General features: G+C 71.1%; 27 protein-coding genes and 1 tRNA gene. 3 read left to right on the forward strand and 25 right to left on the reverse strand.

Annotated features, from left to right (window positions below):
- The first annotated feature begins 74 nt into the window (after positions 1-74).
- Positions 75-147: transfer RNA gene (locus tag ACZ6CZ_RS21050), tRNA-Lys, on the forward strand.
- A gap of 383 nt (positions 148-530) precedes the next feature.
- Positions 531-767 carry a helix-turn-helix domain-containing protein gene (locus ACZ6CZ_RS21055; protein WP_469023196.1) on the forward strand — a complete coding sequence of 79 codons (237 nt, stop codon included), beginning with the start codon at positions 531-533 and terminating at the stop codon, positions 765-767.
- A 478-nt stretch (positions 768-1,245) separates the two neighbouring features.
- Here the strand turns inward: ACZ6CZ_RS21055 and ACZ6CZ_RS21060 are convergent, their stop codons facing one another.
- Positions 1,246-1,449 carry a hypothetical protein gene (locus ACZ6CZ_RS21060; protein WP_469023199.1) on the reverse strand — a complete coding sequence of 68 codons (204 nt, stop codon included), beginning with the start codon at positions 1,447-1,449 and terminating at the stop codon, positions 1,246-1,248.
- 151 nt (positions 1,450-1,600) lie between these two features.
- Between ACZ6CZ_RS21060 and ACZ6CZ_RS21065 the strand changes: the two genes are divergently transcribed.
- Positions 1,601-1,846 (forward strand): GntR family transcriptional regulator, encoded by a 246-nt coding sequence (locus ACZ6CZ_RS21065; RefSeq protein WP_469023202.1) that lies wholly within the window; start codon positions 1,601-1,603, stop codon positions 1,844-1,846.
- Between the two features lie 41 nt (positions 1,847-1,887).
- Here ACZ6CZ_RS21065 and ACZ6CZ_RS21070 read toward each other — a convergent pair whose 3' ends face one another.
- The 24 genes from ACZ6CZ_RS21070 to ACZ6CZ_RS21185 form a co-directional block, all read right to left on the reverse strand.
- Positions 1,888-2,253 carry a hypothetical protein gene (locus ACZ6CZ_RS21070; RefSeq protein ID WP_469023205.1) on the reverse strand — a complete coding sequence of 122 codons (366 nt, stop codon included), beginning with the start codon at positions 2,251-2,253 and terminating at the stop codon, positions 1,888-1,890.
- Position 2,254: 1 nt separating this feature from the next.
- Positions 2,255-2,689, reverse strand: a complete 435-nt coding sequence (locus ACZ6CZ_RS21075) for a hypothetical protein (RefSeq protein WP_469023209.1) — start codon at positions 2,687-2,689, stop codon at positions 2,255-2,257.
- Positions 2,689-2,958, reverse strand: coding sequence for a hypothetical protein (locus tag ACZ6CZ_RS21080; RefSeq protein ID WP_469023212.1), 270 nt, complete (start codon positions 2,956-2,958; stop codon positions 2,689-2,691). The genes ACZ6CZ_RS21075 and ACZ6CZ_RS21080 overlap by 1 nt, the downstream gene beginning before the upstream one ends.
- Positions 2,959-2,970: 12 nt before the next feature.
- Positions 2,971-3,312 (reverse strand): hypothetical protein, encoded by a 342-nt coding sequence (locus ACZ6CZ_RS21085; RefSeq protein WP_469023214.1) that lies wholly within the window; start codon positions 3,310-3,312, stop codon positions 2,971-2,973.
- 9 nt (positions 3,313-3,321) lie between these two features.
- Positions 3,322-4,122, reverse strand: coding sequence for a peptidoglycan-binding protein (locus ACZ6CZ_RS21090; RefSeq protein ID WP_469023217.1), 801 nt, complete (start codon positions 4,120-4,122; stop codon positions 3,322-3,324).
- A complete protein-coding gene (locus ACZ6CZ_RS21095; protein WP_469023220.1) occupies positions 4,119-4,334 on the reverse strand; it encodes a hypothetical protein in 216 nt (71 codons plus the stop codon). The genes ACZ6CZ_RS21090 and ACZ6CZ_RS21095 overlap by 4 nt, the downstream gene beginning before the upstream one ends.
- A gap of 71 nt (positions 4,335-4,405) precedes the next feature.
- Positions 4,406-4,618: a hypothetical protein gene (locus ACZ6CZ_RS21100; protein WP_469023222.1), complete on the reverse strand. Its 213-nt coding sequence runs from the start codon at positions 4,616-4,618 to the stop codon at positions 4,406-4,408.
- A complete protein-coding gene (locus tag ACZ6CZ_RS21105) occupies positions 4,615-5,415 on the reverse strand; it encodes a hypothetical protein (RefSeq protein ID WP_469023225.1) in 801 nt (266 codons plus the stop codon). Before ACZ6CZ_RS21105 ends, ACZ6CZ_RS21100 begins: the two co-directional genes overlap by 4 nt.
- A 4-nt stretch (positions 5,416-5,419) precedes the next feature.
- Positions 5,420-6,502 carry a hypothetical protein gene (locus ACZ6CZ_RS21110; RefSeq protein WP_469023227.1) on the reverse strand — a complete coding sequence of 361 codons (1,083 nt, stop codon included), beginning with the start codon at positions 6,500-6,502 and terminating at the stop codon, positions 5,420-5,422.
- The gene (locus tag ACZ6CZ_RS21115) at positions 6,499-7,557 is read right to left on the reverse strand and encodes a hypothetical protein (protein ID WP_469023228.1); all 1,059 of its coding nucleotides are present in this window, start codon (positions 7,555-7,557) and stop codon (positions 6,499-6,501) included. Before ACZ6CZ_RS21115 ends, ACZ6CZ_RS21110 begins: the two co-directional genes overlap by 4 nt.
- Before the next feature lie 12 nt (positions 7,558-7,569).
- Positions 7,570-8,442, reverse strand: coding sequence for a phage distal tail protein (locus ACZ6CZ_RS21120; protein ID WP_469023230.1), 873 nt, complete (start codon positions 8,440-8,442; stop codon positions 7,570-7,572).
- A gap of 11 nt (positions 8,443-8,453) precedes the next feature.
- Positions 8,454-12,482, reverse strand: coding sequence for a phage tail tape measure protein (locus tag ACZ6CZ_RS21125; protein ID WP_469023232.1), 4,029 nt, complete (start codon positions 12,480-12,482; stop codon positions 8,454-8,456).
- A 3-nt stretch (positions 12,483-12,485) separates the two neighbouring features.
- Positions 12,486-12,776 carry a hypothetical protein gene (locus tag ACZ6CZ_RS21130; RefSeq protein WP_469023233.1) on the reverse strand — a complete coding sequence of 97 codons (291 nt, stop codon included), beginning with the start codon at positions 12,774-12,776 and terminating at the stop codon, positions 12,486-12,488.
- A gap of 20 nt (positions 12,777-12,796) precedes the next feature.
- Positions 12,797-13,318 (reverse strand): hypothetical protein, encoded by a 522-nt coding sequence (locus ACZ6CZ_RS21135; protein WP_469023236.1) that lies wholly within the window; start codon positions 13,316-13,318, stop codon positions 12,797-12,799.
- Entirely contained in the window at positions 13,318-13,797 is a 480-nt protein-coding gene (locus tag ACZ6CZ_RS21140; protein ID WP_469023239.1) for a phage tail tube protein, read from the reverse strand. The genes ACZ6CZ_RS21135 and ACZ6CZ_RS21140 overlap by 1 nt, the downstream gene beginning before the upstream one ends.
- Positions 13,798-13,872: 75 nt before the next feature.
- Complete coding sequence (locus tag ACZ6CZ_RS21145; RefSeq protein ID WP_469023242.1) at positions 13,873-14,202, reverse strand: hypothetical protein; 330 nt, start codon at positions 14,200-14,202, stop codon at positions 13,873-13,875.
- A 13-nt stretch (positions 14,203-14,215) separates the two neighbouring features.
- Positions 14,216-14,638 (reverse strand): hypothetical protein, encoded by a 423-nt coding sequence (locus ACZ6CZ_RS21150; protein ID WP_469023245.1) that lies wholly within the window; start codon positions 14,636-14,638, stop codon positions 14,216-14,218.
- A gap of 4 nt (positions 14,639-14,642) precedes the next feature.
- Positions 14,643-15,041 carry a hypothetical protein gene (locus tag ACZ6CZ_RS21155; RefSeq protein WP_469023248.1) on the reverse strand — a complete coding sequence of 133 codons (399 nt, stop codon included), beginning with the start codon at positions 15,039-15,041 and terminating at the stop codon, positions 14,643-14,645.
- Positions 15,041-15,451 (reverse strand): DUF6093 family protein, encoded by a 411-nt coding sequence (locus ACZ6CZ_RS21160; RefSeq protein WP_469023250.1) that lies wholly within the window; start codon positions 15,449-15,451, stop codon positions 15,041-15,043. Before ACZ6CZ_RS21160 ends, ACZ6CZ_RS21155 begins: the two co-directional genes overlap by 1 nt.
- Positions 15,448-15,999 carry a hypothetical protein gene (locus tag ACZ6CZ_RS21165; protein WP_469023252.1) on the reverse strand — a complete coding sequence of 184 codons (552 nt, stop codon included), beginning with the start codon at positions 15,997-15,999 and terminating at the stop codon, positions 15,448-15,450. The genes ACZ6CZ_RS21160 and ACZ6CZ_RS21165 overlap by 4 nt, the downstream gene beginning before the upstream one ends.
- 1 nt (position 16,000) lies before the next feature.
- Entirely contained in the window at positions 16,001-16,516 is a 516-nt protein-coding gene (locus ACZ6CZ_RS21170; protein ID WP_469023254.1) for a hypothetical protein, read from the reverse strand.
- Positions 16,517-16,529: 13 nt separating this feature from the next.
- Positions 16,530-17,513, reverse strand: coding sequence for a major capsid protein (locus ACZ6CZ_RS21175; protein WP_469023255.1), 984 nt, complete (start codon positions 17,511-17,513; stop codon positions 16,530-16,532).
- Positions 17,514-17,529: 16 nt separating this feature from the next.
- Positions 17,530-18,273 (reverse strand): hypothetical protein, encoded by a 744-nt coding sequence (locus ACZ6CZ_RS21180; RefSeq protein WP_469023257.1) that lies wholly within the window; start codon positions 18,271-18,273, stop codon positions 17,530-17,532.
- Between the two features lie 47 nt (positions 18,274-18,320).
- Positions 18,321-19,349, reverse strand: a complete 1,029-nt coding sequence (locus ACZ6CZ_RS21185) for a hypothetical protein (RefSeq protein WP_469023259.1) — start codon at positions 19,347-19,349, stop codon at positions 18,321-18,323.

Here is a 19,349-nt window from a genome sequence, read left to right on the forward strand (position 1 = left end):
CGACGCGGCCGGGTCCCGATACCCGATCGGCGACACGGCCGCGTCCCGCTATGCTCGGGGAGGCAACATCGCCTGGGCCCTTAGCTCAATTGGCAGAGCAGTGGACTTTTAATCCATTGGTTGTGGGTTCGAGTCCCACAGGGCCTACAGGTTGGACCCCAGCTCAGTGCACGACGGAGCTGGGGTCCTGTCCTTTTTGACCGGTCGTCATGATCGCTAGCTGGCCCGTAGCTGGCCCGAGAGTCGAGTGATCATGATGCCTGCGAGTCGTGCGGCCTCCCGGAAATAGGAGCGGGCGGCCGCCCCTTGGGGGGGGCGGCCGCCCTGCCCCGCTTCCGGTGTCCTCTCCGAGGTCACGCCGAGAGACTCGTGCCTGGCCCCAGCACCGTTGGCGGGTTCATTCCGCAGCTGGCGGACCAGCGGCGGGAGATGGTGTTCCGCATCGGGCGATACCCGCGCGGCACTAAAGATCAAACAATGTAGGCCTACCGCTACAGACATGGTGATCATGGTCGCGGAAGGTGGGGCGGGTGCCTTCTGCCCTGCCGCCGCCGGACTGGGTGCTCGCTGAGCGCCGGGCCATCGGCGAGCGCGTCCGGGCTGCTCGTCTCCATGCCAGCCTGAGCCAGGAGCAGGTGTCCCTTCGGTCCGGTGTGGACCGGGCCTCCGTCGTACGGATCGAGCGGGGCCAGCAGTCGCCCACCGTCGACACCCTGATCCGCATTGCCGCGGCGATCGGCGTCCCGCTGCGAGACCTCGTTGGGTGACGGCCGCCCCCGACGGGGTACGGAGGCGGCCGTCGGCCCGAGGCCGCCCGGGCCGGCGCGCCGGGCGGACGCGGGGGTCTACCAGGCGGTGCGGGTGTACGGATGCCAGTGCCCGCCGGCGCCGTCCCGGGGCGGATGCCCAGCAGGCTCGGTGCAGTGAACCCACGTCTCGGGGTGTTCGGCCCAGCAGTAGCCGGAGATCCCTGCGCGAGGGCGTACCGCCGCGGTGGGCACGGTCTTCTCCTTCATGGCGTAGCTCCCGTGTGTCTATCCGTCTTCGGCCTCCGCGGCCGGGAGGGGCAGCGCGGACCGCACTCGTAGACGTCCACGCTCAGGTCGTGCGCCCCCTGGCCGCCGGTGGCCCGGCCGGCGAGCCGCGCCGAGACCTTCGCGAGGGACGTCCCGCACCAGCAGCACGCCCAGCCCGAGTACTGGGCGCGCGTCAGGGAGGTAGCGGACGGCGGCTCCGGTCTCCACGTCATGACCGGTCGGCGAGCGGGACCAGGCCGTGGGTCGTGCGGCAGTCCTCGCACGCCAGGCGGTGACCGCCCGACCCGGAGCCCTGCTCCTCGATGCTGATGAGGCGCACACCCCAGGAGTGGGCCTGATGCCAGGCGCACCAGCCGTAACCGCTCGGGCGGGGGGTGTCCGCCGTGCCGCTGTCCTGCGTAGGCTTCGCCATGTCGATGCTCCCTCGAAGCGTCGGCCATGCCCCCGGGTCGTTCGCGCGGCCGCGGGGGTCTTCCACGTCCGACGCTACGCCCACTTGTCAGGTGTTGTCAGGTGACGTCACCCGACGGGAAGCATCGTCGTATGCCTCCTACGGTCGTTATATGACCCTGGACCTCGACGGGCCCGAGCCTCTGTACGAGCAGATCGCGCAGATCCTCGCGGCCCGGATCGCCGACGGCACCTACCCGCCGCGGCGCCGCATCCCGAGCGAGGCCGGGATCGTCGAGGAGTTCGGCGTCTCCCGGCCCACCGCGCGGGCGGCCGTGCAGCTGCTCGCCGAGCGCGGCCTGGTCCAGACGGTCCGCGGCAAGGGCACCTTCGTAGCCGACGCGCCACCCCAGACATGACGAAGCGGCCCCGCGCTCCTCGAGGGAGCGCGGGGCCGCGGTCACGTGCCGATGTCATGGAGGTACGGGCGGACCTCCTCCGGGATGGGCTGCGGGGGCGGAGGCGGCTCGAGGCGCTGGTCCCGCATGTAGGCGACCAGCGAGCGGGCCCAGCTGGCGATGTACCGCAGGGCGAAGTCCTGGGCGGTGAGCCGGACCCGGTCGGCCTCGGCCTGCTGCCTGTCGTGTTCGGCCTCCCGCTCCAGGCGCTCGATGTGCGAGCTGAGCCGGTCTGTGACGGCGGTGAAGTCGTCGCGCCTCTCCGCGCCACGCGGCCGCCGCGGCTGGCGCCGGCCGACGATGGCGGTCAGGATGCCACCCGCGGCCGTGACCAGAGCCACGGCCAGGGCGCTAAGCGCGGTCAGCATCTCAGGTCTCACTCGGCGGCTCCGATCGTGCGCGCGGCGACGGCTCCTGCCAGCCGATGGCCACCAGATTCACCCCGCCCCACGCCCCGAAGATCGTGGCGATGACCCACCCCTGGGGCGACTGGTGGAGCGGCCACCAGGACAGCAGGTACGCCATCGCCCACGGGGTGGAGATGAGCCACACGGCGAGGAAGCCGGGCCAGTCCCGGCGAGGTGGCAGCCAGGCACAGACGAGGGCGAGCACGCCCGCGGCAACCCAGGCCCACCCCCAGAAATCCAGCGGCCGCAACTTCAGCAGCAGCGCCAGGCCCGCGGGGTCGCCGGTCGGCTGGAACACCTGGCCTGTCCCGTAGCCGATGGCCATGAGTCCCTTGAGAGTGAGGAGCGCGCCACGGCGGCCCAGCTGCTGCCGGAGCCGCCGGGCCGCCGCGCGCATCACACGCCCTTGACCAGAGACGCGCTGTTCTTCGAGCCGAACGCTCTGGCCGCCATGCCCTTCAGCAGGGTGCCGGCCGCGGCGATTCCGGCCGCGGCCATGGTCTCCCAGAAGCTGGCGTGGAACATGTCGGCCGGGCCGGCCGCGATGGCGACACCGCCCGCGGCGACGACCGCCGTGGCCAGGGTGCGCTCGGCCAGGTCGCGGGCGTAGGTCTCCGCGGTCTTCACGACGGTGTCGACGTCGCCGGGCAGATTGATCTCGGACATGGGTTCCTCGTTTCAGACGGGCTGCGCGAGGGAGCGGCAGCCGATGACGGTTCCGGAGGCGTTGCGGACCTCGCGGTAGGGGACGAGCAGGTCGGAGCGCCGGTCGGCGAGCGCCAGGGCGACTACGAGGGAGACGATGTACTGCACGCCGTCCCGCTTGGGCGGCAGGTTCTGCGCGTGCCCGTACTCGACCAGCACGGGCCACATGCCGCTGCTGACTTCGATCGTGGCCAGTCGCGCGGGCGTTCCCTCGGGCGGGAAGACGGTGCGCAGGTGCGGGTCGAAGTCGTCGCTACCGTCCTCGCGTTCGGCGGCGTACAGGCGGATCGGGTGCGGGGTCAGGTTGAGGATCACGTCGCCGCCTTAGACGTTGGGCACGTGGAGCGTGGCCCACGACGTCGGCCCGGGCGGCCACTTCGCGTCCGCACCGCTGTAGCCGAGGGACCGCTGGTACGCCTCGTAGGCGCGCACGTCGGCCTCGCCGAGCTTCGGGCCCGGGCCGACCTTGTAGTACCGACCGAAGCCGCGGGCGATGAGCCGCCGACCCATCGCCGTGAAGATCTTCGAGGAGCGGCCGACGGCGGGCTTGCTCCCGGCCATGAACAGCTGCGCCCCCGGGAACGGCTCGTACTTCGGCACGGCGGGGCCGCCGCCGGTGCCGGCCGGACGGGGCGCGCCCTTCTGCACCCACGCGTACAGCGGGCCGCCCGGGCACGCGGTGGCGTAGCCGTCCCGGTGGCCCTTGATCTCGCTCTCCGCGCCGTGAGCGCGCAGCAGCTCGATGCCGTCGCGGATCGCGCCGAGCATCTCGTCGGTGGGCTCGGTCAGGCCCTCGCTGCCGACCAGGCCGACGATGGCGTAGTGCGCGATGTTCAGCGGCTGGTTGCCGTTGGCGCCGGTCCGTCGGCCGATGCCGCGGCCCTCGAGGAGGTAGCCGTGCGGGCAGGCGCCGTAGTTGTAGGCGATGTCGGAGTAGTTCTCCTTGGTGTTCGCCAGGTGGGAGCGGCGGATCGCCTTCCACTCCGCGATGCACGCGGCGTGATCGGTCAGCAGGGACCGGCTGACCGGCGTGCCTTCGTAGTGGACCTTCACCCCGCGGGTGGACGCCTGGAGTGGCGCGGCCGACACCGGCCAGCCCAGCTCCGTCCGAGTGACGAGCTTCATCGGGTGCCCTCCTGCTCCGCGTCGCCGACGGCCTGGTCGCCGGTGACGTGGTCGGCGACGGCCGCGGCCGCGGCGATCCAGGCGCCCTGAACGGTGTCGCCGAGGTCGTCCCACGCGGGCATCGGCCGGCCGTCGTGGGTGAGGCCGCTAGTGGCCTCGCTGTAGGCGAGGTACGCGAGGCGCCCGAGGTCGCTCGGGGAGTGCTGTTCCATGGGTGCTCCAGACGTGACGAACGCCCCGGCCGACGGCGCGGGGCGTGGAGGGTGGGGAAGTACGGGGCAGGTCAGGAGACCTCGGGCTGCGGGTCCAGCAGCGTGCCGGACACGATGGTCATGTTGTGGCGGCACAGGCCGCACTGGATGACGACCCGGCCGCCGTTCGAGTAGCAGGGGTTGACCTCGAACGTCTGGCCGAAGTTGACGCAGGCCTCGTTGTCGTCCCGGGCGCTCACGTCGTAGTACAGGCCGGGATCGAAGCTCACAGGAGGAGTGCTCATATGCCGAATACCACCCAGTTCACAGAGGTCGTTGTCGTGTTGGTACGGGTCAGCCAGATGGTCAGCCCACCGGAGGTCACGTTGTTGATGCCGACACCGGTGACCTGCGTGCCGGGCAGAGAGGTTGCGGGCGTGGCGACGGCGTAGAAGGTGTTGCCCTTCAGCCCGAGCCCGGTCACAGCCATCGAGGTGGGAGTGTTCGCGGCTGACGGGGTGATGGACACCGAGCCGTAGGCGATGTTGGAGGCGGTCATCACCCCGAGGACGTCGAGGTTGCACTGGTTGCTGTTCTCGCCCTGGATGTACACGTAGGGGTTGCCGCCCTCGAACGTGGACTCCAGGGTGAGGATGGCCCGGTGCGCGGTGGGTGCCACGTTCCCGCTGGTCAGGATCAGGTCGGTGTACTGGTAGGCGTCGGAGTCGTAGGTGATCCCGGCGGGCACGGCGACCAGGCCGTCCTCCACCGGCCGGAACCGCAGCTCCCCGCTGCGCAGGTAGGCGCTGATGTTGTTCGGCGTCTGCAGGCCACGGGTCCACAGGCCTCCGCCGCCGGCGTCGTCGGGCCCCAGCTCGGCCAGTACCGTCTCGCCGTCCTGGGCGTACAGGCGGAGCGACGTGGTCTTCTGACTGATCTCGACCCGCCGCCCGGTCTTCGCGGTGCGCACGGTGCCGATGGTCGCCGACGTCAGCCGGCGGGCCGCCCGCAGCTCCTTCACCTCCCGTTCCAGGGCGGCCAATTTGCGGGCGATCGTGGTGGGGTCGGGCGGCAGCTGGTCGAGCTGTCGGACGGCACTCATCGGCTCACTCCTGTACGAGGATCGGGCGGACGCGGTCGGCTGCGGGCTCGAGCTCCCAGGACCAGCAGCGGGCGACGACGTCCGCGCCGTTCGGGTGCCGGCGCGACTGCTCGACGGCGAGATGGACGGTGTCGCCCAGTCCCCAGTCGACGCCGACGCGCGGCGACTGGGAGGCGACGGCCTGCATGGTCCACACCTGGGCGCCTTGGCACATCACGGCGAGAGACGAGGTGGCGTGGGCGACCAGCTGGTTGGGGTCGGTGATGCCGCTTGCCGGTGTGTAGCGGTACTCCCAGACGGGCCAGCCTGCGGCGAGGAGGGCGGTGGCGGTCTGCGGGGTCGACGTCAGGCGGGAGTCGCCCTCGCCCTCGCCGCGGGCCAGGACGCGGGTGGCGCCCTTGCCCTGTTCGTAGGACTCGCTGAAGTTGTAGTCCGAGACGCAGCCGGGGAAGTCGAATACGGTCTCAGGGGATGCGGCCTGAGTGCCGATCTGTTGGCGGACCCGCAGCGGGAACTGGAAGCCGGTGTGCCCCGCGTTCCAGGCCGCGTCGATCGTCCACTCGGGGCCGCCGTCCAGGCCCATGATCTCGTTGAGGCAGGACAGGATCGACCGGTCGTCCCCGTCGTTGCTGAAGTAGTCCATGGTGGTGCCGGTGGCGACGGCGTCGATGACGAGCGGCGGCCCGCTGGTGAGGGCCGGGGTGACCAGGGAGCTGATGACGGACGCCTGGTCTACGCCGAGCAGGGTCTGGGTGCCCGGGTAGCGGGCGTCCAGGTAGGCCTCCAAGGTGACCGCGCCGAGCTGCACCGTGGCAGCGCTGCCCCCGTCGCGCGGCAAGACAGCGCCGGCCCAGATCGGAGTATCTGTCGCCGTGTCGACGGCGACGAGCAGGGACCGCCCCGGCGCGACCGCCGCTTCCCACTCCGCCGGCGCCCCGTCCAGGGCGAGATCCAGCTGCAGGGTGGTGTACGCGCCGAGCTTCCTGGACAGGGCACCGGTCGGCTTGAGGGAGGGCAGGTCCTCCACGATGCCGCCGGTGAGCATGTCGCAGCCGTACCAGGCCAGTTGGTAGGGGCCGGTTGTCACGTGGTCGCCTCGTACTGACCGATGATCACCAGCTTGTTGCCAGACACCCATGTCCACGGCGAGATGCTGTCGGCCACGCCGGAGGACACGGCCCCGCCGCCTGGCGACCCGGAGTCCATGTAGACCAGGACGGTGAGGCCGTCGGTGCTGGTCTGCGCAATGCCGGATACGCCCTTGCTGGTGCCCGGCTCCATGCTGGCCTTGCCGATGGGGAAGCTGGTGACCGCGGCCGGGAAGGGGAGGGAGAAGGTCCAGTTGTCGCCCGCCGTGGCCCCCGACCCGAAGTTCGTGCCAGCCCCGAAAATAATGTTCATGGTGAAAATGACGGTTCTGCCCATCTTGGTGTAGCGGCAGTTGACCGTCGCGTCACCGAAGGCGGGCAGGTGAGCACCGGTGGTCGTCGACCAGGTCGGCGTCCAGGAAGTCCACGCACCCTGTTGCTTCTGGTACGTGTCCCAGCTGCTGCCGTTCCAGATCAGCAGGTTGCCGCCCGTGTAGTACGCCTGCCCGGCATACGGGCTGGACGGCGCCGTGGACGACGGCAGGATGCCGCCCGGCGCCACGGTGTTGGGTCGGATGGTCTGGCTGACCGAGGGCGAGCCGCCGCCGGACGCCGGCACGCTGATCGTGGCTAGCTCCACTCCCGTCTGCCCCACCGGAATGGTCGGCGCGACCGGGGTGGAGGCCGCCGTGCCAGCGAGGTAGACGGGCTCGGCCTTGCGCAGTCCCGTGCCGTCCAGGTCGGTGTCCCACACCCGCAGGTAGACCAGGTCGATACGGGCGAGCGTGGCATGCGCCGCGGTCAGCGTCAGGGTGAAAGCGCTGTCGAGAGGGCAGACGTACACACCCTCACCGGCCGGGCCGGCCACGGCCATCACACCGGTGGAGACGGTGATCGTGGTACCGGACACGGAGACGTCGTATCCGCCGGTGCCGGGCCGGATGCCGCTCCGGCCGCCGCGCGCGGTCCCGTTGCTCATGAACTGCATCGCGGTCGCCCGCCGCAGCTCCTGCGCGTCGTAGGTGGTCGTGTTCATCCACAGGGCGTCAGGCATGGGGGTCCTCTCTCACATCCATGCGGGTCGCCACTGCGCGGTGAGCGTGGCAGACGGGTCGTAGGCGGCGGCGCGGAAGTCGACCCGCGTGCTGCCGCCGGCGGGGATCTCCGGCCAGGTGGTGACCGTGAGGTAGCGGCGCCGGCTGGCGGTGCCGTTGAGGGTGACGGTCCGGGCGCCGCAGTCGATGACGAGGGACTCGCCGGCCGCCAGGGTCTGGCTGTAGGCCAGGGTGATCGGATCTCCGGACCCGGAACTGGCACTCACGATGACCTTCGGACTCTGGACCGGACCGGTGACCGTGAACACGGGGCGGGTGGAGAACGTGCCCGGGTTGGTCGCGGTGACCGCTCCCGCGGTGACCGTGGCCGCCACCGTCAGGGGCGTGGTGGCGGGGAGGGTCAGACCGCCGCTGCTGGAGGGCAGGACGGTCGTTGCCGACTGCAGGGTGGTGGCGTACCGGCGCGGATCGGCCGCCGTCACCATCACGCTGTACGAGCCCACCGTGTCGGTGACGTACTGGATCAGCGGCTTACCGCTGCGCCGGACGGTCACCTGCTTCGGCGTGGTCTCCTGCACGATCAGCAGCGTGTCTGTGAGGGCCGCCGCCACGCGCAGCTGGTCCATGGCCTGCTCGAGCTGGATACGCGAGGGGGCCACGATGGTGCCGCCCAGGGTGATCGGGCGGGATCCCAGGTACACGGGGGACGCCCAGGCGCCGTGATCCCCTTCCCGCTCGGTGAACTCCGACCTGACATCGGGCGAGTCCCAGCCGTCCAGCGTCTGGAGGTACCAGGCGACTCCTGCGGAGTCGACGACCCCCAGGCTCACGCTGCCCAGCGCGGCCTGGAGGCCGGCCAGGGTGGCACCTGGCGTATTCGACACCCCTCCCCCTTTCAGCCCACGAAACCGATGACGCGGGCAATGTCGTGTGCCTGCTCGGCGGCGGTCTGCTTGGCGCCGTAGAGGTTGACGGTGATCTGCCGGGTCACCTCGCGTGCGACGGCGGAGGCCGAGACCGGGCCTCCGCCGTACCGGCCGGCGGGCACCAGCTGGTAGCCCATCGCCGCGGCGGACCGGGCCAGGAGACCGCGAGAGCGCGCGCTGTTGTTCCACGGAATCCACGCCTCAACATCCCCGGCCTCGCCGCCCAGGACCATCGTCGGGCGGGTGAGGATGCCGCCGAGCGCCATCGCTTTCCCGCCCTGCTGCGTCCACTCCTTGACGAACTCGTCCCGGTTCGCGGGCGGTAGAGCCTTGATCTGGCCACTCATCTTCGGGACCAGGGCGCGGATGGTGGCCACGTCCAGGCCAGCCGAGATGAGGTCCGAGAAACCGCGGCCGGGACCGCCGCGCAGCGTGGACAGCAGCACCAGGGAGTTCGCGAGGTCCTCGCCGCTCAGGGTGCCTTCGGCGTTCTTCACGCTGTCATTGGCCTTCTTGGCGGCCTTGCTGTCGCCGGCGGCCTGGTGGGCAAGCTCCATCGCGGAGGCGTCGCCCTGGGCGGCCAGGGCCTGAGCGAGATCCCCGAACCCGGCCGCCGCCAACTTCTGCAGGTCGGCGGCGAACTGCTGGGACTCCTTGGTGGAGCTGTTGAGCTGCTTCGAGAAGTCGCTGAGGGTGGCCTTGGCCATGTCGCCGGTCTTCTTCAGCTTCTCCGTGATCCGCTTGAACTCGGCGTCGCTCGCTCCGGCGAGGGCGTTGACGAGGTCCTGCCCTTCCGCGCCCATTCCCTCAAGCATTTTCTGCAGCTCGGTCCCGCCTCGGGCACCGACCTTGTTGAGGTTCTTCCGCCACCTCTCGGTCGCGGCCACGCTTTCGTTCAGCTGGGTCTCGTAGGCCTTGAGGTTGAACTTCGCCGGCGCCTTGCTGCCGTGCTTCAGGCCCAGCTCCTCGTCGGCCTCGTTGACGGCTCGTCGGTCCTTCCGGACCGTGGCGTCCGTCTTCTTCTTCGCCGACCGCGCCTTATCGACGCGCTCCTCCGCGGCCCGGAGCTGGGCCCGGGTGTGGTGGTGCTTACGGACGTCGGACAGATGCCTCTCAGCAGCCTTCAGGTCGTCGGCCGCCTTCTTCTGCGCCTTCAGCGCGGCCGTGAGGTCGTTCCACGCCTTCTTGAGGTCGGCCACCTCCTGGTCGTAGCGCTGCTTGGCGTCCGTCGTGCCGCCCAGCACCGGCGCCCCGGTCGGGGTGTAGGTGAAGCCAGCCAGGCCGCCCGAGGCGAAGCGCATGGCGTTGAGCCGGTCGAACATGTGCAGGCCGTACTTCCGGACGGCCGCCGCCTTGATGACGTACTCGCCGTTCGAGATCAGCGCCGGAATGCTGTCCGAGGTGCCCGTTCCGGGCCCGCGTACCGCTCCGCCGAAAGGCACCGCCTGGACATCGCCGCCGGTCGCGTAACGGCGCACCAGGCCGCCGCCAGCCTTGTGCGGTCCCTGGCTGTAGTACTGCGACGGGTCGACGCCGGTCTTCACCCCGTTGATCCGCACCGTCACGGTCGTGCCGTGCAAACCGTTGACGTAGCCCTGGATCGCACCGATCGCACCGAGCGGGCCGCCGGTCGGGATGGTGACCGAGACCCTCCCGCCCTTCATGTGGGTGACCTTGAAGCCGAGCCCCTTCAGGGCCGACTCGGCCTCCGAGGTCAGGGCAGACATGGTGAACGACTTGCCCTTGGTGTTCGCGATCTTGTTCTGGACCGCCTGGAGGTCCGTCATGGCGCTGCTCGTCTTGGCGTCCACCGTCGTAGCCACCGAGGCCGGCAACTTGAGGTAGGCCTTCGTCAGGCTGGCGATAGCGTCCTTCGAGAAGCCAGCCGCCTCCATCTGCTTCTTCAGCAGGCCGATGTCCTGCTGAAGGACCGCCTGCCCCGCCTGCTGGGAGTCCTTCTGCTTTGCGACGGCCTCGGCGTGCTGCATGGCGGCGTCGGCCGCGTCGAGGAACGCGCCCTTCACCTTGCGGCCCTTCTCCGAGGTGACGTCCAGGGAACGGCCGTTCTCGCGCACCGTGTCCGTCAGGTTCTTCAGCGACTCCCGGAAGCTGATCTCTTGCTGGGCGGCCGAGATGGACGCGCCGTTCAGCTCGCTCAGCTTGTCCGACAGCTTCTCCGCCTCGGAGCGCTGGTCCTTCAGCTCATCGGCGGTCAGCCCGGCTTGCTGGCCCAACTGGGACTGTGCGTCAGCGGACAGCTTCGTCTGGGTGTCGGCAGAGACCAGCGCGTCCGCGTAGCCGGGCAGCAGCGTGCGGACCTTCTCCGTGCTGGTGCCCTGGGCCTCCGCGGCCGCGGCCATCTTGTTGAACGCCGTCTCCGCCGTGTCGGCGGCGCCGCCCTCGACCAACTGCTTCAGAGCCTCGTCGACCGCGGCGACTTGCTTGCGCGCCTCGTCCAAGTTGCGATCGTCGGAGCCCAGGTGGGTGATCTTGTAAAGGGAGTCGCCCACACGGTCCAGCACGCCCGGGTGGGCGATGCGCGCAACCGCGTCCCCGAAACCGTCCAGGTCCTCACCGAAGGTTTTCGTCAGCTCACCGGCTGCCTTGCCCCGCTTGCCCAGGTCGTACAGGGCGTTACCCATTCGCGTGATGTTGGGCGGGGCCTGCTCGAACATCGAGCTGAGCGCCTCGGTCCCCTTGCTCATCGCCTCCAACGTGAGCAGCACGACGCCGAGCCGGCCGAGCCCCATCATCATCGTGCGCGTCCTGGCCGCGGTCACGCCGAGCTGTGTGAGGGCGGTACGGGTCGCCGCGATCCGCGGCAGCAGCAGGATCATGCCGGAGGCGGCGAGGGTGACCGCGCCACCGACGCCGGTGAACAGGGTGACGGCCCGCTGCAGTTCGGGCGGCAGGCCGTTGTAGGCGTCGACCAGCCGAGTCACCCACTGGACCATGCCCCTGAGGGCTCCGTTGGCCGAGCTGCCGCCCTCGATCAGGGCGGTCTCGATGGCGCCGCGCAGCCGCTCCATGTCGCCGGACAGGTTGTCGGTCTGGATGGCGGCGACGCGGGCCGCGGCACCCGAGTCGTTGACCTCCTTGGTGTACCTCTGCACCCCGTTGGCGCCCAGCTCGTACAGGATCGTCGCCGACCGGACCGCGTCCGAGCCGAAGATGGTCACGAACGCCGAGTTCCGCGCCTCGGGGGTGAGGCCGCTGAACGACTTCTGCAGGCGGCCGGCCATCTCGGAGAGGCCGACGAACTTGCCGGACGAGTCGTAGGCGCTGAAGCCGACCTTCGCCATGGTGGCGGCTGCCTCGTCGGACTGCGGGGTGAGGCGCTGCAACATGGTCTTGAGGCTGGTGCCGGCGTCGCTGCCGATGAGGGCGTGGTCAGCGAAGGCTGCCAACGCGCCCACCGTGTCCTCGAGGGACAGGCCGGTCTGGTGGGCGAGGAGGCCACCCTGGCGGAGCGCCATCGACAGGCCGTGGATGTCGGCCGCGCTCTTGTTGGCGCCCGCGCTGAGGACGTCGGCGATGTGCCCAACGTCCTTGCCGCTCAGCTTGAACGTGTTCATCGCCTGGGCGCTGACGGTGGCCGCGTCGGCGAGGTCCATCTGGCCTGCGGCCGCGAGGGCGAGCGCCCCCTTCAGCGCTCCGCCGGTGATGTCCGCGACCGAGACGCCGGCGCGGGCCAGCTCGGCCTCGGCGTCGGCGGCCTGCGTCGCGCTGTACTGCGTCGTCTTGCCCGCCTCCATGGCGGCCGCGCGCAACTTGGCCATGTCCTTGGCGTTGGCGTTTGTCACGGCACGCACGGCCGACATGGATTTGTCGAACTTTGCCGCGCTGGCGGCGGCGATGGCGAACCCGGCCAGCATCGCTGTGCCCACCGCGGCCCCGGCACCGGCGAGCTTGCTGGTCCGGTTGGAGGCGTCGGTGAGGCTGCGGGTGTACTGGTTGACGTCCGCGCGGAGCCGGACGGTCACGGTGCGAGTGGCCACGGGTCACCTCCCGGTGGGGCGCTCGATCTGGACGTGCATGCCGTGCGAGGACCCGTTGCGGTCCTGATAGGCCTGGACGGCCTGGGCAGAGGCCGTGCACGCGTGGCAGCGGATCAGGTGGGCCTGGAACTCGAACTCGTTGGCCTTGTCGGTGGCGAGGTCCCAGGGCTGCCCGCAGTCCGGGCAGGCGTTGGCCTCCACTTCCAGCAGGGCGAGCGCCCAGGCTCGGTCCTCGTCGAGCCACAGCGGCTCGCCCTGCTCCATCACCCGGCCGAGGAAGACGGACCGGGGCACGCCCCAGGCGCGGGCCGCTTCTACTTCTCGCCGCCAAGGGCCGCCAGGAGTGCGGAGGCGGCCAGCGAGAAAGGGACGAGGTCCGCAGAGGTATGCACATCCCAGGCCGCATCGGCCAGCTTCTGGATCTCTCCCTCGTTGATGACCTCGAACAGCTCGGCGGCCTCGTCCTCGGTCATCACCGGGTCGACGCAGGCCGCGACGATCAGCGCTCGCGGGAACGTGGCGGGGTCGAACAGTTGCCCCTCGTCCGTGCTCGGGTGCGCGGCAAGCAGGTCCGAGTAGGCCTTGTCGCCGATGTACCGCAGGGTGAAAGGCACCTCGGCGGCGCGGGCCTGGTCGCGGACCTCCTTGAGCCTGGCGGACAGCGCCCGGGCCGGGTGCTCCTCGCTGAGGTCGGCCGGCTCCCAGTCCTCCGAGACTCTGCTGATCTCCTCGCTGAGGCGTTCCGCCTCCCCGGCCAGGTCGCCCCGGATGCACACCATGACCGTGCGCTCTCGGGGCTTGGCCCGCGCCAGGACGTCCTTGATGCTGGTGCCCATCAGGCCACCGTCGCGGCGGTCGCCGGCGCGTCCGTCACCTTCATCGGGGACACGAACTTCATCACTTCGTTCGCGGCGGGGCTGGAGTTCTGCGGCTCGCCGCAGGTGATCGGGTAGACCTCCACCTTCTGGCCCGTGGCCCAGGCGGTGGCGTAGGCGACGCCGCGGCGGATGACCAGGAAGCCGGACACGCCGTACTTCAGGGTCGTGAACGGGGCGTCGTCCCCGACGGTGTCACCGCGCTTGAAGGTGAGTTCGACGTCCACGCCGATCCTGCCGACGGTCTTCGTGTCGAAGGTGGACGCGAGCGAGGACGTGTCGACGTCCGCCGTGGACGGGTCGGTTTTCAGGCCGTCCGGCGTGATCCGCTTGGTGTAGTCCGCGCCAGCGGTCAGCTCGGCCACGGTCGGCGCGTTGATGTTCGCGACGGTCGACAGCCACGCCACGCGGGTCTTGCCATCGCTGATCAGGTCAGCCATTTCGCCCTCCCTGGGCATCAGAAAAGCCCTGGCCAGCGAGGCTCAGGGCTTGCGGGTGGTGGGTGAGAGGTGAGGTCAGATCCTCAGCGAGGCGACCGTCACGGAGGTGGCGGAGCTGTAGCCGATGGCGCACAGACCGTCGGAGGCGTTCTGTAGCAGGTCCGAGCTGAGCGGGCCGATCATCCGCTCACCGGCCGCGGGGACCGCGACGGTGACGTTGGAGACGACCTGCCCGCGCACGGCCGCGGTGGCGGTGAGCGTCACCGTCACCGGCGAGCCGGCGCCGTTCTTCACGTGCAGGAAGTTCCGGTCTCCCACCTCGCACTTGTCGCCGCCGCCGGTGGCCGGGGCGTAGGTCGGGGCGAGGCCGGTCAGGGCGATGACCTGGGTACTGAGCGTTGCCATGGGGTGCCCTCCATCAGGCAGGTGTCGAACAGATCCGGTACTGGACCGGGACGAAGTACAGCGGCGGGGTGACGTCGTCGTCCCGCTGGACCGGCGGCCCGCCGAGGTCCTCGGCCGGCCAGCACTGGCGGCCCTCGACGGCGAGCGGGGCCGCCAGCGCGCGGCGGACGCGGCCGGCGACCCACAGGGCCCGCTCAACGTCGCCGCCCACGCACGTGATCTGCATGGTGGTGTCGAAGTCCGAGCGCTCGTCCGCGAGGGACTCCCGCACAGCGGTCCCCGGATCGGGGTACAGGACGAGGAACTTGTCCGGCGGCGTCCAGGTGCTCTCCGCTGGCGCGCCGCCCACGTAGACCGTGAGTCCGGCGGCCGTCAGCGCGGCCTGCACGGCGTCCATGTGCGGCAGGACGTCCGGCGCGGCCTCGGGGGTCGGCATCCGGTCACACTCCCCAGGACAGGCCGCGCTCGGCGACCAGCTGCAGCTGGGCCTCGAACCGGGGCAGCTCCGCGGCCAGGGCCCGCCCGCCATCGTTGTGCGGCGGGTTCTTCACCGAGCCGTACTCCAACAAGTTGCCCAGCGCGCCCTGGGGGCCGCCCTTGTCCGGGCCGATGATGGCCATGGTGATGTCGGGGCCGTAGGACGCCAGGTCGAAGCTCACGCTGGACGGGTACGCCGGCGCGTGTCGACCCGAGGACGCCCGGGCGTTGGCTCTCCAATCCCTCTTGATGTTCAGGGCGCCGCGCATGGTGACCTGCCGGGCTTCCCGTCGCAGCCGCGGGACCGCGCGGGCCAGGTGCCGCTCCAGGCGCCGGACGTCGCTCATGTCGAAGGTGTCCATCAGGATCGGTCCTCCGTGCTGATCCGCCAGGCCGTGGCCTGGTCGCCGTACTGGGCGCCCGTCACCCACAGGACCAGGCCGACCATGCGGGCGTCCCGGGAGCCGGTGACCTCGATGCGCATGCCGGGCAGCACCCGGGCCCCGTCCGGCAGCGGCGTGTCCCATGGCAGGGACACCTCGTACTCCAGCAGGCGCACCTCGCGCTCCCCGGCCTGAGCGTCCTCCCCGGTGGCCTGGGCGACCGATCCCACGCGGGCCGGGCCCTCGTACAGGGTTGTCTGGGCGCCCGGCACCGTCTGCCCGCTGGCCCGGTCGAAGACGTCCGGGGCCTGCCCGTACAGGCGGACGGTGTCCCGCATCCGGGCCCGGGCGGCCGCGCGGCCGGCGGCGAGGACGGCGTCGAGGTTCACGACGACACCCCCCAGGTGGCCACTCCGAACGCCTGCCGGATGGTGTCCTGCTCGCCCTGGAGGAGCGAGGCGCGGGCGTCGGCGAGGGTCTCGGAGAAGTCGTCGATGGACCGCTGCTTGGTCATCAACGGGTTGAGAAGCACCCGTTTCACGGCGTCGCAGGCGACGGACATGGCGACCTGGTAGGCGACGTCGTCCTCGTCGAGTCCGTGGGAGTAGGTCACCGTCACCGGGCCGTCCCACACACCACCGTCGAGACGGACCAGGCGCTCGCCGCCGTCCCACTTCCAGGCGGTGGGGGCCAGGCCCGCGACGGCGGTGACGTCGCGGACGGGCCGCTGCGGCAGCGTCAGCACGTGTCTGTATGAGCCGCGCAGGGTGACGGTGTCATTGTCGACACGGCTGATCTGCTGGTAGTCGGCCGTCATCCGGATGAGGTTGGAGGCGTCGGCCAGGAGCCGGGCCGCCTGGGACTGCTCGACGGTGTCCAGGTCGCGGCCCATGCGGGCGGCGAGGTCCTCGGCGGTGGCGAACGGTCCCAGCGGCATGTCAGCCTCCGTACTTCTTGATCAGCTCGGCCTTGGTCAGCTTCTCGACCTGGGCGGCCTCGTCGCTGTCCTTGGCCACGCTGGCGGCGTACTCCCGCCAGACGGCCACCGGCTCGGACTGCGGCGGGCGGCCCGGGCTGCTCTGGCTGTCCGCCGGCTCCTGGGCCGGGGCGGCGGGGGCGGTCGGCTGGAGGCCGCCTCCGGGCAGGCCGGGGGCGTACACCTCGGGCCCGTGCGGGTTGGCCTCGCCGGCGTTCACCGGCGGCCGGAAGTCGCCCGGCTTGGGGTCGACGGCGGCGTCCCGAGCGGGCGAGCCGACCACCACGGTGGTCACCTCCCGCGGGTCGGGCACCTCGGGCTTCTCCGGCTCGGGCGGGTCGGCGTCGATGCCGTACCCGGCGCCGCGGCAGTACGCGATGATCGCCTCGTCGTCGGTCTCGGCGACCCCGTTGGAGAAGTGCAGGTTTCCGGGCCCCTGGCCGCTGTAGCCGGGGACCGGTGTGGTGATGCGTGCCATGGTGTGCCTCCGGTCAGCGGACGAGGATGTTGCGGAAGACGGCGGCGGCCTTGGTCGCCTTCAGGACGACGGCGGCCGGGCCGAGTTCTACTTCACCGGTCTTGACGGCGCCGGCGGTGGTGAAGTCCGGCAGCCACGTCTGCACCAGCGGAGCGCCCGCCATGGACACGCCGTGGAAGCCGTCCAGCCCGAAGCGGAGGGCGTAGATGTCGGTGTAGTTGCCGGTGACGGTCGCCACGGTCTTGTTGGTGGTGGGGATGACCGGGTTGTTGCTGCCCGCCTTGGCGCCGAGGTCCACCAGGGCGATGCCCCGGTAGGTCTCCACCCTGGAGCCGAAGTCGGCAGAAGTGGACCGGTCGAAGTAACCGGCGCGGCGGGCCAGCGACCGGATGCGGGCGATGGAGTCGATGTTGCCGAGGATGGCATCCGGCTGGCCGTCCAGCAGGGCCAGCCAGGCGTCCAGGGCGTCCAGGGCGTCGTTGGCCTTGCCCAGGTCGGCGCCGATGGTCGCACCGCGCCAGTCGGTGGACAGGGCCGCCCCGTACTCGGTGCTGGACGCGGTCAGGCTCTTGGAGAGGCCGTCGAATCCGTTGGCGTCCACTGCGGTGTCGCCGTTGATCACGGCGTCGTTGAACTTGGCGTTCGTGGCCTTGATCTTCTGCTGCATCTGCAGCGTCGTCTCGGCCGCGGCGGCCACGCGGTTCAGGACGCGGTCGATCTGGAAGCTGCCGCCCAGCGGCTTCAGGTCGACGGTGTACCGCTGCTTGGTGACCTCGGCCGGCGTGTACTCGCTGTTGATCGCGCGGAACGCGGCGTCGGCCTGGGTGATCAGGCGGGTGTAGCCGTAGGTCATCGTGGCCCCGGCCCCGGCCTGGTTGACGACGTCATCGAACGTCAGGGTCTGGAGGAGGAAGTTGTTCTTGGCGAACTCGTCGATGACCTGCGTATCGATGTCGTCGGTCGCGTTGAGCTTCGCCTGAGCGAGCGTCACGGGCATGTCTGGCTCCTAGGGGTCAGCCGCCGGTCTTCCCGGCGAGGCGCGCGGCGACGGCCTCACCGAGGCTGGCCGCGGACTTCTTCGTCTTCTTGCGGGCGCCGCTGTCGGCGTCGCCCTGGAACCGCCGGCGGTCGCCCGTCGCGGGCGCGGCCAGGTAGGGGTCGGACTCCAGCAGGTCATCGATCAGTTCGCTGATCGCCTCCCTGTCGGGGCGGCCCTTGTCGTCCTTGGGGACGTCGGCGAGGTCGTCGCGGAGCAGCTGCGCGACGCGGGTCGGGTTGGCCAGACGGCCCGCGGCGGCGGCGATGGCCGCAGCCTCGACCCGCTCGGTCCACACCTCGGCGCGGGCCTCCTCGCGAGCGCGCTCGCGGATGGCCTCCGCGCCGTCGGCGCCGTCGTCTCCGGCCTTGCCGTCCTTCGCGGACGGCTTGCGGCCCCCATCTCCCTGGCTGCGGAGCTGGGCCTTGAGCTGACGGTTCTCCCGGCGCAGCTCCCGCAGGGCCTTCTTGCCCTTGTCGCCGAGCGCGTCGTCGTCGGCGCCGTCGCGGTCACCGTCGTCGCTGCCGTCTCCATCGTCGTCGCCCTGGTCGTCGGCGTCGTCCCCTCCGTCGTCGCCGTCCTGACCGTCACCGTCACCGTCACCGTTCCCGGTCCCGTCGCCGCCGTCGGCGTAGAGGACGAACGGGCTGGCGTAGGGGTGCGCCCAGCCGGGGACGCCCGCGGCAGCGGCCAGCGTGCGGGTACGGGTGTGAGTGAGCATCGCGCTCTCCAGGGGTCGGTGGGCGGCGTCGCGCCGCCCGTATCCGGTCAGGTCAGGTAGCCGAAGCGGCGCAACATGGCCACCGCCTCGTCCCGGCTCTCGGCGAGCCGGTAGATCTCCTCCGGCATCAGCCGGGGCGTGCGCAGCTCGAAGCGGGGCAGGCCCTGCCGCGCCTCGATGCGGTCCCGGGCGAACCGGGTCCCGGTCCGGGCCTCCGTGCGGGACCGCTCCAGGCGGTAGAAGGCGCCGCGGCGGGTCGCGCCCTCGGTGGTCGCCTGCACGCTGCGGCCGTAGGCGGTCATCGTCGTCATACCGCGTCGTGCGTTGACGACGGCCGCCATGTCCGCGCCCTCGCGGATCGCGCGGGCGCCGGCCTCGCCGAAGACCCGGGACTGCTCGGCCGCCGACAGGCTGTTGAAGTAGTCGCGCGGGTCGGCCCACCCGCGGTGCTGGTTCCTGGCGATCAGCGTCGTCGGCAGGTGGACGCAGTCGCAGCGCGGGTGCCGTTGGAACCCCTTGTTCCAGCCGTATTCGCGCCCGGCCAAGATCACGCACCGGGCACAGGCGGGCGGCTGGACCACCCGCACGTAGCCCTGGATCGTCCGACGGCCCGCCATCGCCGCCCCGGTGGCGCCCCGGCCCGCATCCGCGACCTGAGTGGCCGTGATCCGCAGTGCGCTTGCCAGCGATCCCCGGAACGCGTCGTCCATGCTCTGTCCGGCCAGCATCCGCACTTTCCAGTCGATGACTGGCTGGTACAGCAGGGACAGCAGCGGCCGCCCGTCCGAAGCGATCCCGGCGAACGCGCCCGGGTTGATGCGGCCGGCCGCCGTCGGGTCGGCGTCCTGAGCCTCCACGGCCGCCGCCACGTAGGGGTCGGCCAGCGCCGCGGCCTCGCGCTGCGCCTCGGTGACGGCCGCCACCAGCAGCGGCGCGAGCTGCTGCCACGAGCCGGAGATCCGCCGGTGGTCGATACGCCACCACAGGTCCCGGACCCGGGCCGCGGCGCGCACCGCAGCGGCCTGCTGCTGCGCGTAGTGGGCCAGCGCGAGCGCCCGGACCTCGCCGGTCACCAT

This window comes from Streptomyces sp. NPDC041135, assembly GCF_055592085.1.

Coding starts and splice junctions, on each gene's coding strand:
- ACZ6CZ_RS21060 (WP_469023199.1), bottom strand. CDS start 1,449: ATGGCGAAGCCTACGCAGGACAGCGGCACGGCGGACACCCCCCGCCCG.
- ACZ6CZ_RS21165 (WP_469023252.1), bottom strand. CDS start 15,999: ATGCCGCTGGGACCGTTCGCCACCGCCGAGGACCTCGCCGCCCGCATG.
- ACZ6CZ_RS21155 (WP_469023248.1), bottom strand. CDS start 15,041: ATGGACACCTTCGACATGAGCGACGTCCGGCGCCTGGAGCGGCACCTG.
- ACZ6CZ_RS21180 (WP_469023257.1), bottom strand. CDS start 18,273: ATGCTCACTCACACCCGTACCCGCACGCTGGCCGCTGCCGCGGGCGTC.
- ACZ6CZ_RS21065 (WP_469023202.1), top strand. CDS start 1,601: ATGACCCTGGACCTCGACGGGCCCGAGCCTCTGTACGAGCAGATCGCG.
- ACZ6CZ_RS21170 (WP_469023254.1), bottom strand. CDS start 16,516: ATGGCACGCATCACCACACCGGTCCCCGGCTACAGCGGCCAGGGGCCC.
- ACZ6CZ_RS21105 (WP_469023225.1), bottom strand. CDS start 5,415: ATGAGTGCCGTCCGACAGCTCGACCAGCTGCCGCCCGACCCCACCACG.
- ACZ6CZ_RS21175 (WP_469023255.1), bottom strand. CDS start 17,513: ATGCCCGTGACGCTCGCTCAGGCGAAGCTCAACGCGACCGACGACATC.
- ACZ6CZ_RS21115 (WP_469023228.1), bottom strand. CDS start 7,557: ATGCCTGACGCCCTGTGGATGAACACGACCACCTACGACGCGCAGGAG.
- ACZ6CZ_RS21140 (WP_469023239.1), bottom strand. CDS start 13,797: ATGGCTGACCTGATCAGCGATGGCAAGACCCGCGTGGCGTGGCTGTCG.
- ACZ6CZ_RS21070 (WP_469023205.1), bottom strand. CDS start 2,253: ATGCTGACCGCGCTTAGCGCCCTGGCCGTGGCTCTGGTCACGGCCGCG.
- ACZ6CZ_RS21100 (WP_469023222.1), bottom strand. CDS start 4,618: ATGAGCACTCCTCCTGTGAGCTTCGATCCCGGCCTGTACTACGACGTG.
- ACZ6CZ_RS21075 (WP_469023209.1), bottom strand. CDS start 2,689: ATGCGCGCGGCGGCCCGGCGGCTCCGGCAGCAGCTGGGCCGCCGTGGC.
- ACZ6CZ_RS21185 (WP_469023259.1), bottom strand. CDS start 19,349: ATGGTGACCGGCGAGGTCCGGGCGCTCGCGCTGGCCCACTACGCGCAG.
- ACZ6CZ_RS21145 (WP_469023242.1), bottom strand. CDS start 14,202: ATGGCAACGCTCAGTACCCAGGTCATCGCCCTGACCGGCCTCGCCCCG.
- ACZ6CZ_RS21090 (WP_469023217.1), bottom strand. CDS start 4,122: ATGAAGCTCGTCACTCGGACGGAGCTGGGCTGGCCGGTGTCGGCCGCG.
- ACZ6CZ_RS21080 (WP_469023212.1), bottom strand. CDS start 2,958: ATGTCCGAGATCAATCTGCCCGGCGACGTCGACACCGTCGTGAAGACC.
- ACZ6CZ_RS21095 (WP_469023220.1), bottom strand. CDS start 4,334: ATGGAACAGCACTCCCCGAGCGACCTCGGGCGCCTCGCGTACCTCGCC.
- ACZ6CZ_RS21135 (WP_469023236.1), bottom strand. CDS start 13,318: ATGGGCACCAGCATCAAGGACGTCCTGGCGCGGGCCAAGCCCCGAGAG.
- ACZ6CZ_RS21150 (WP_469023245.1), bottom strand. CDS start 14,638: ATGCCGACCCCCGAGGCCGCGCCGGACGTCCTGCCGCACATGGACGCC.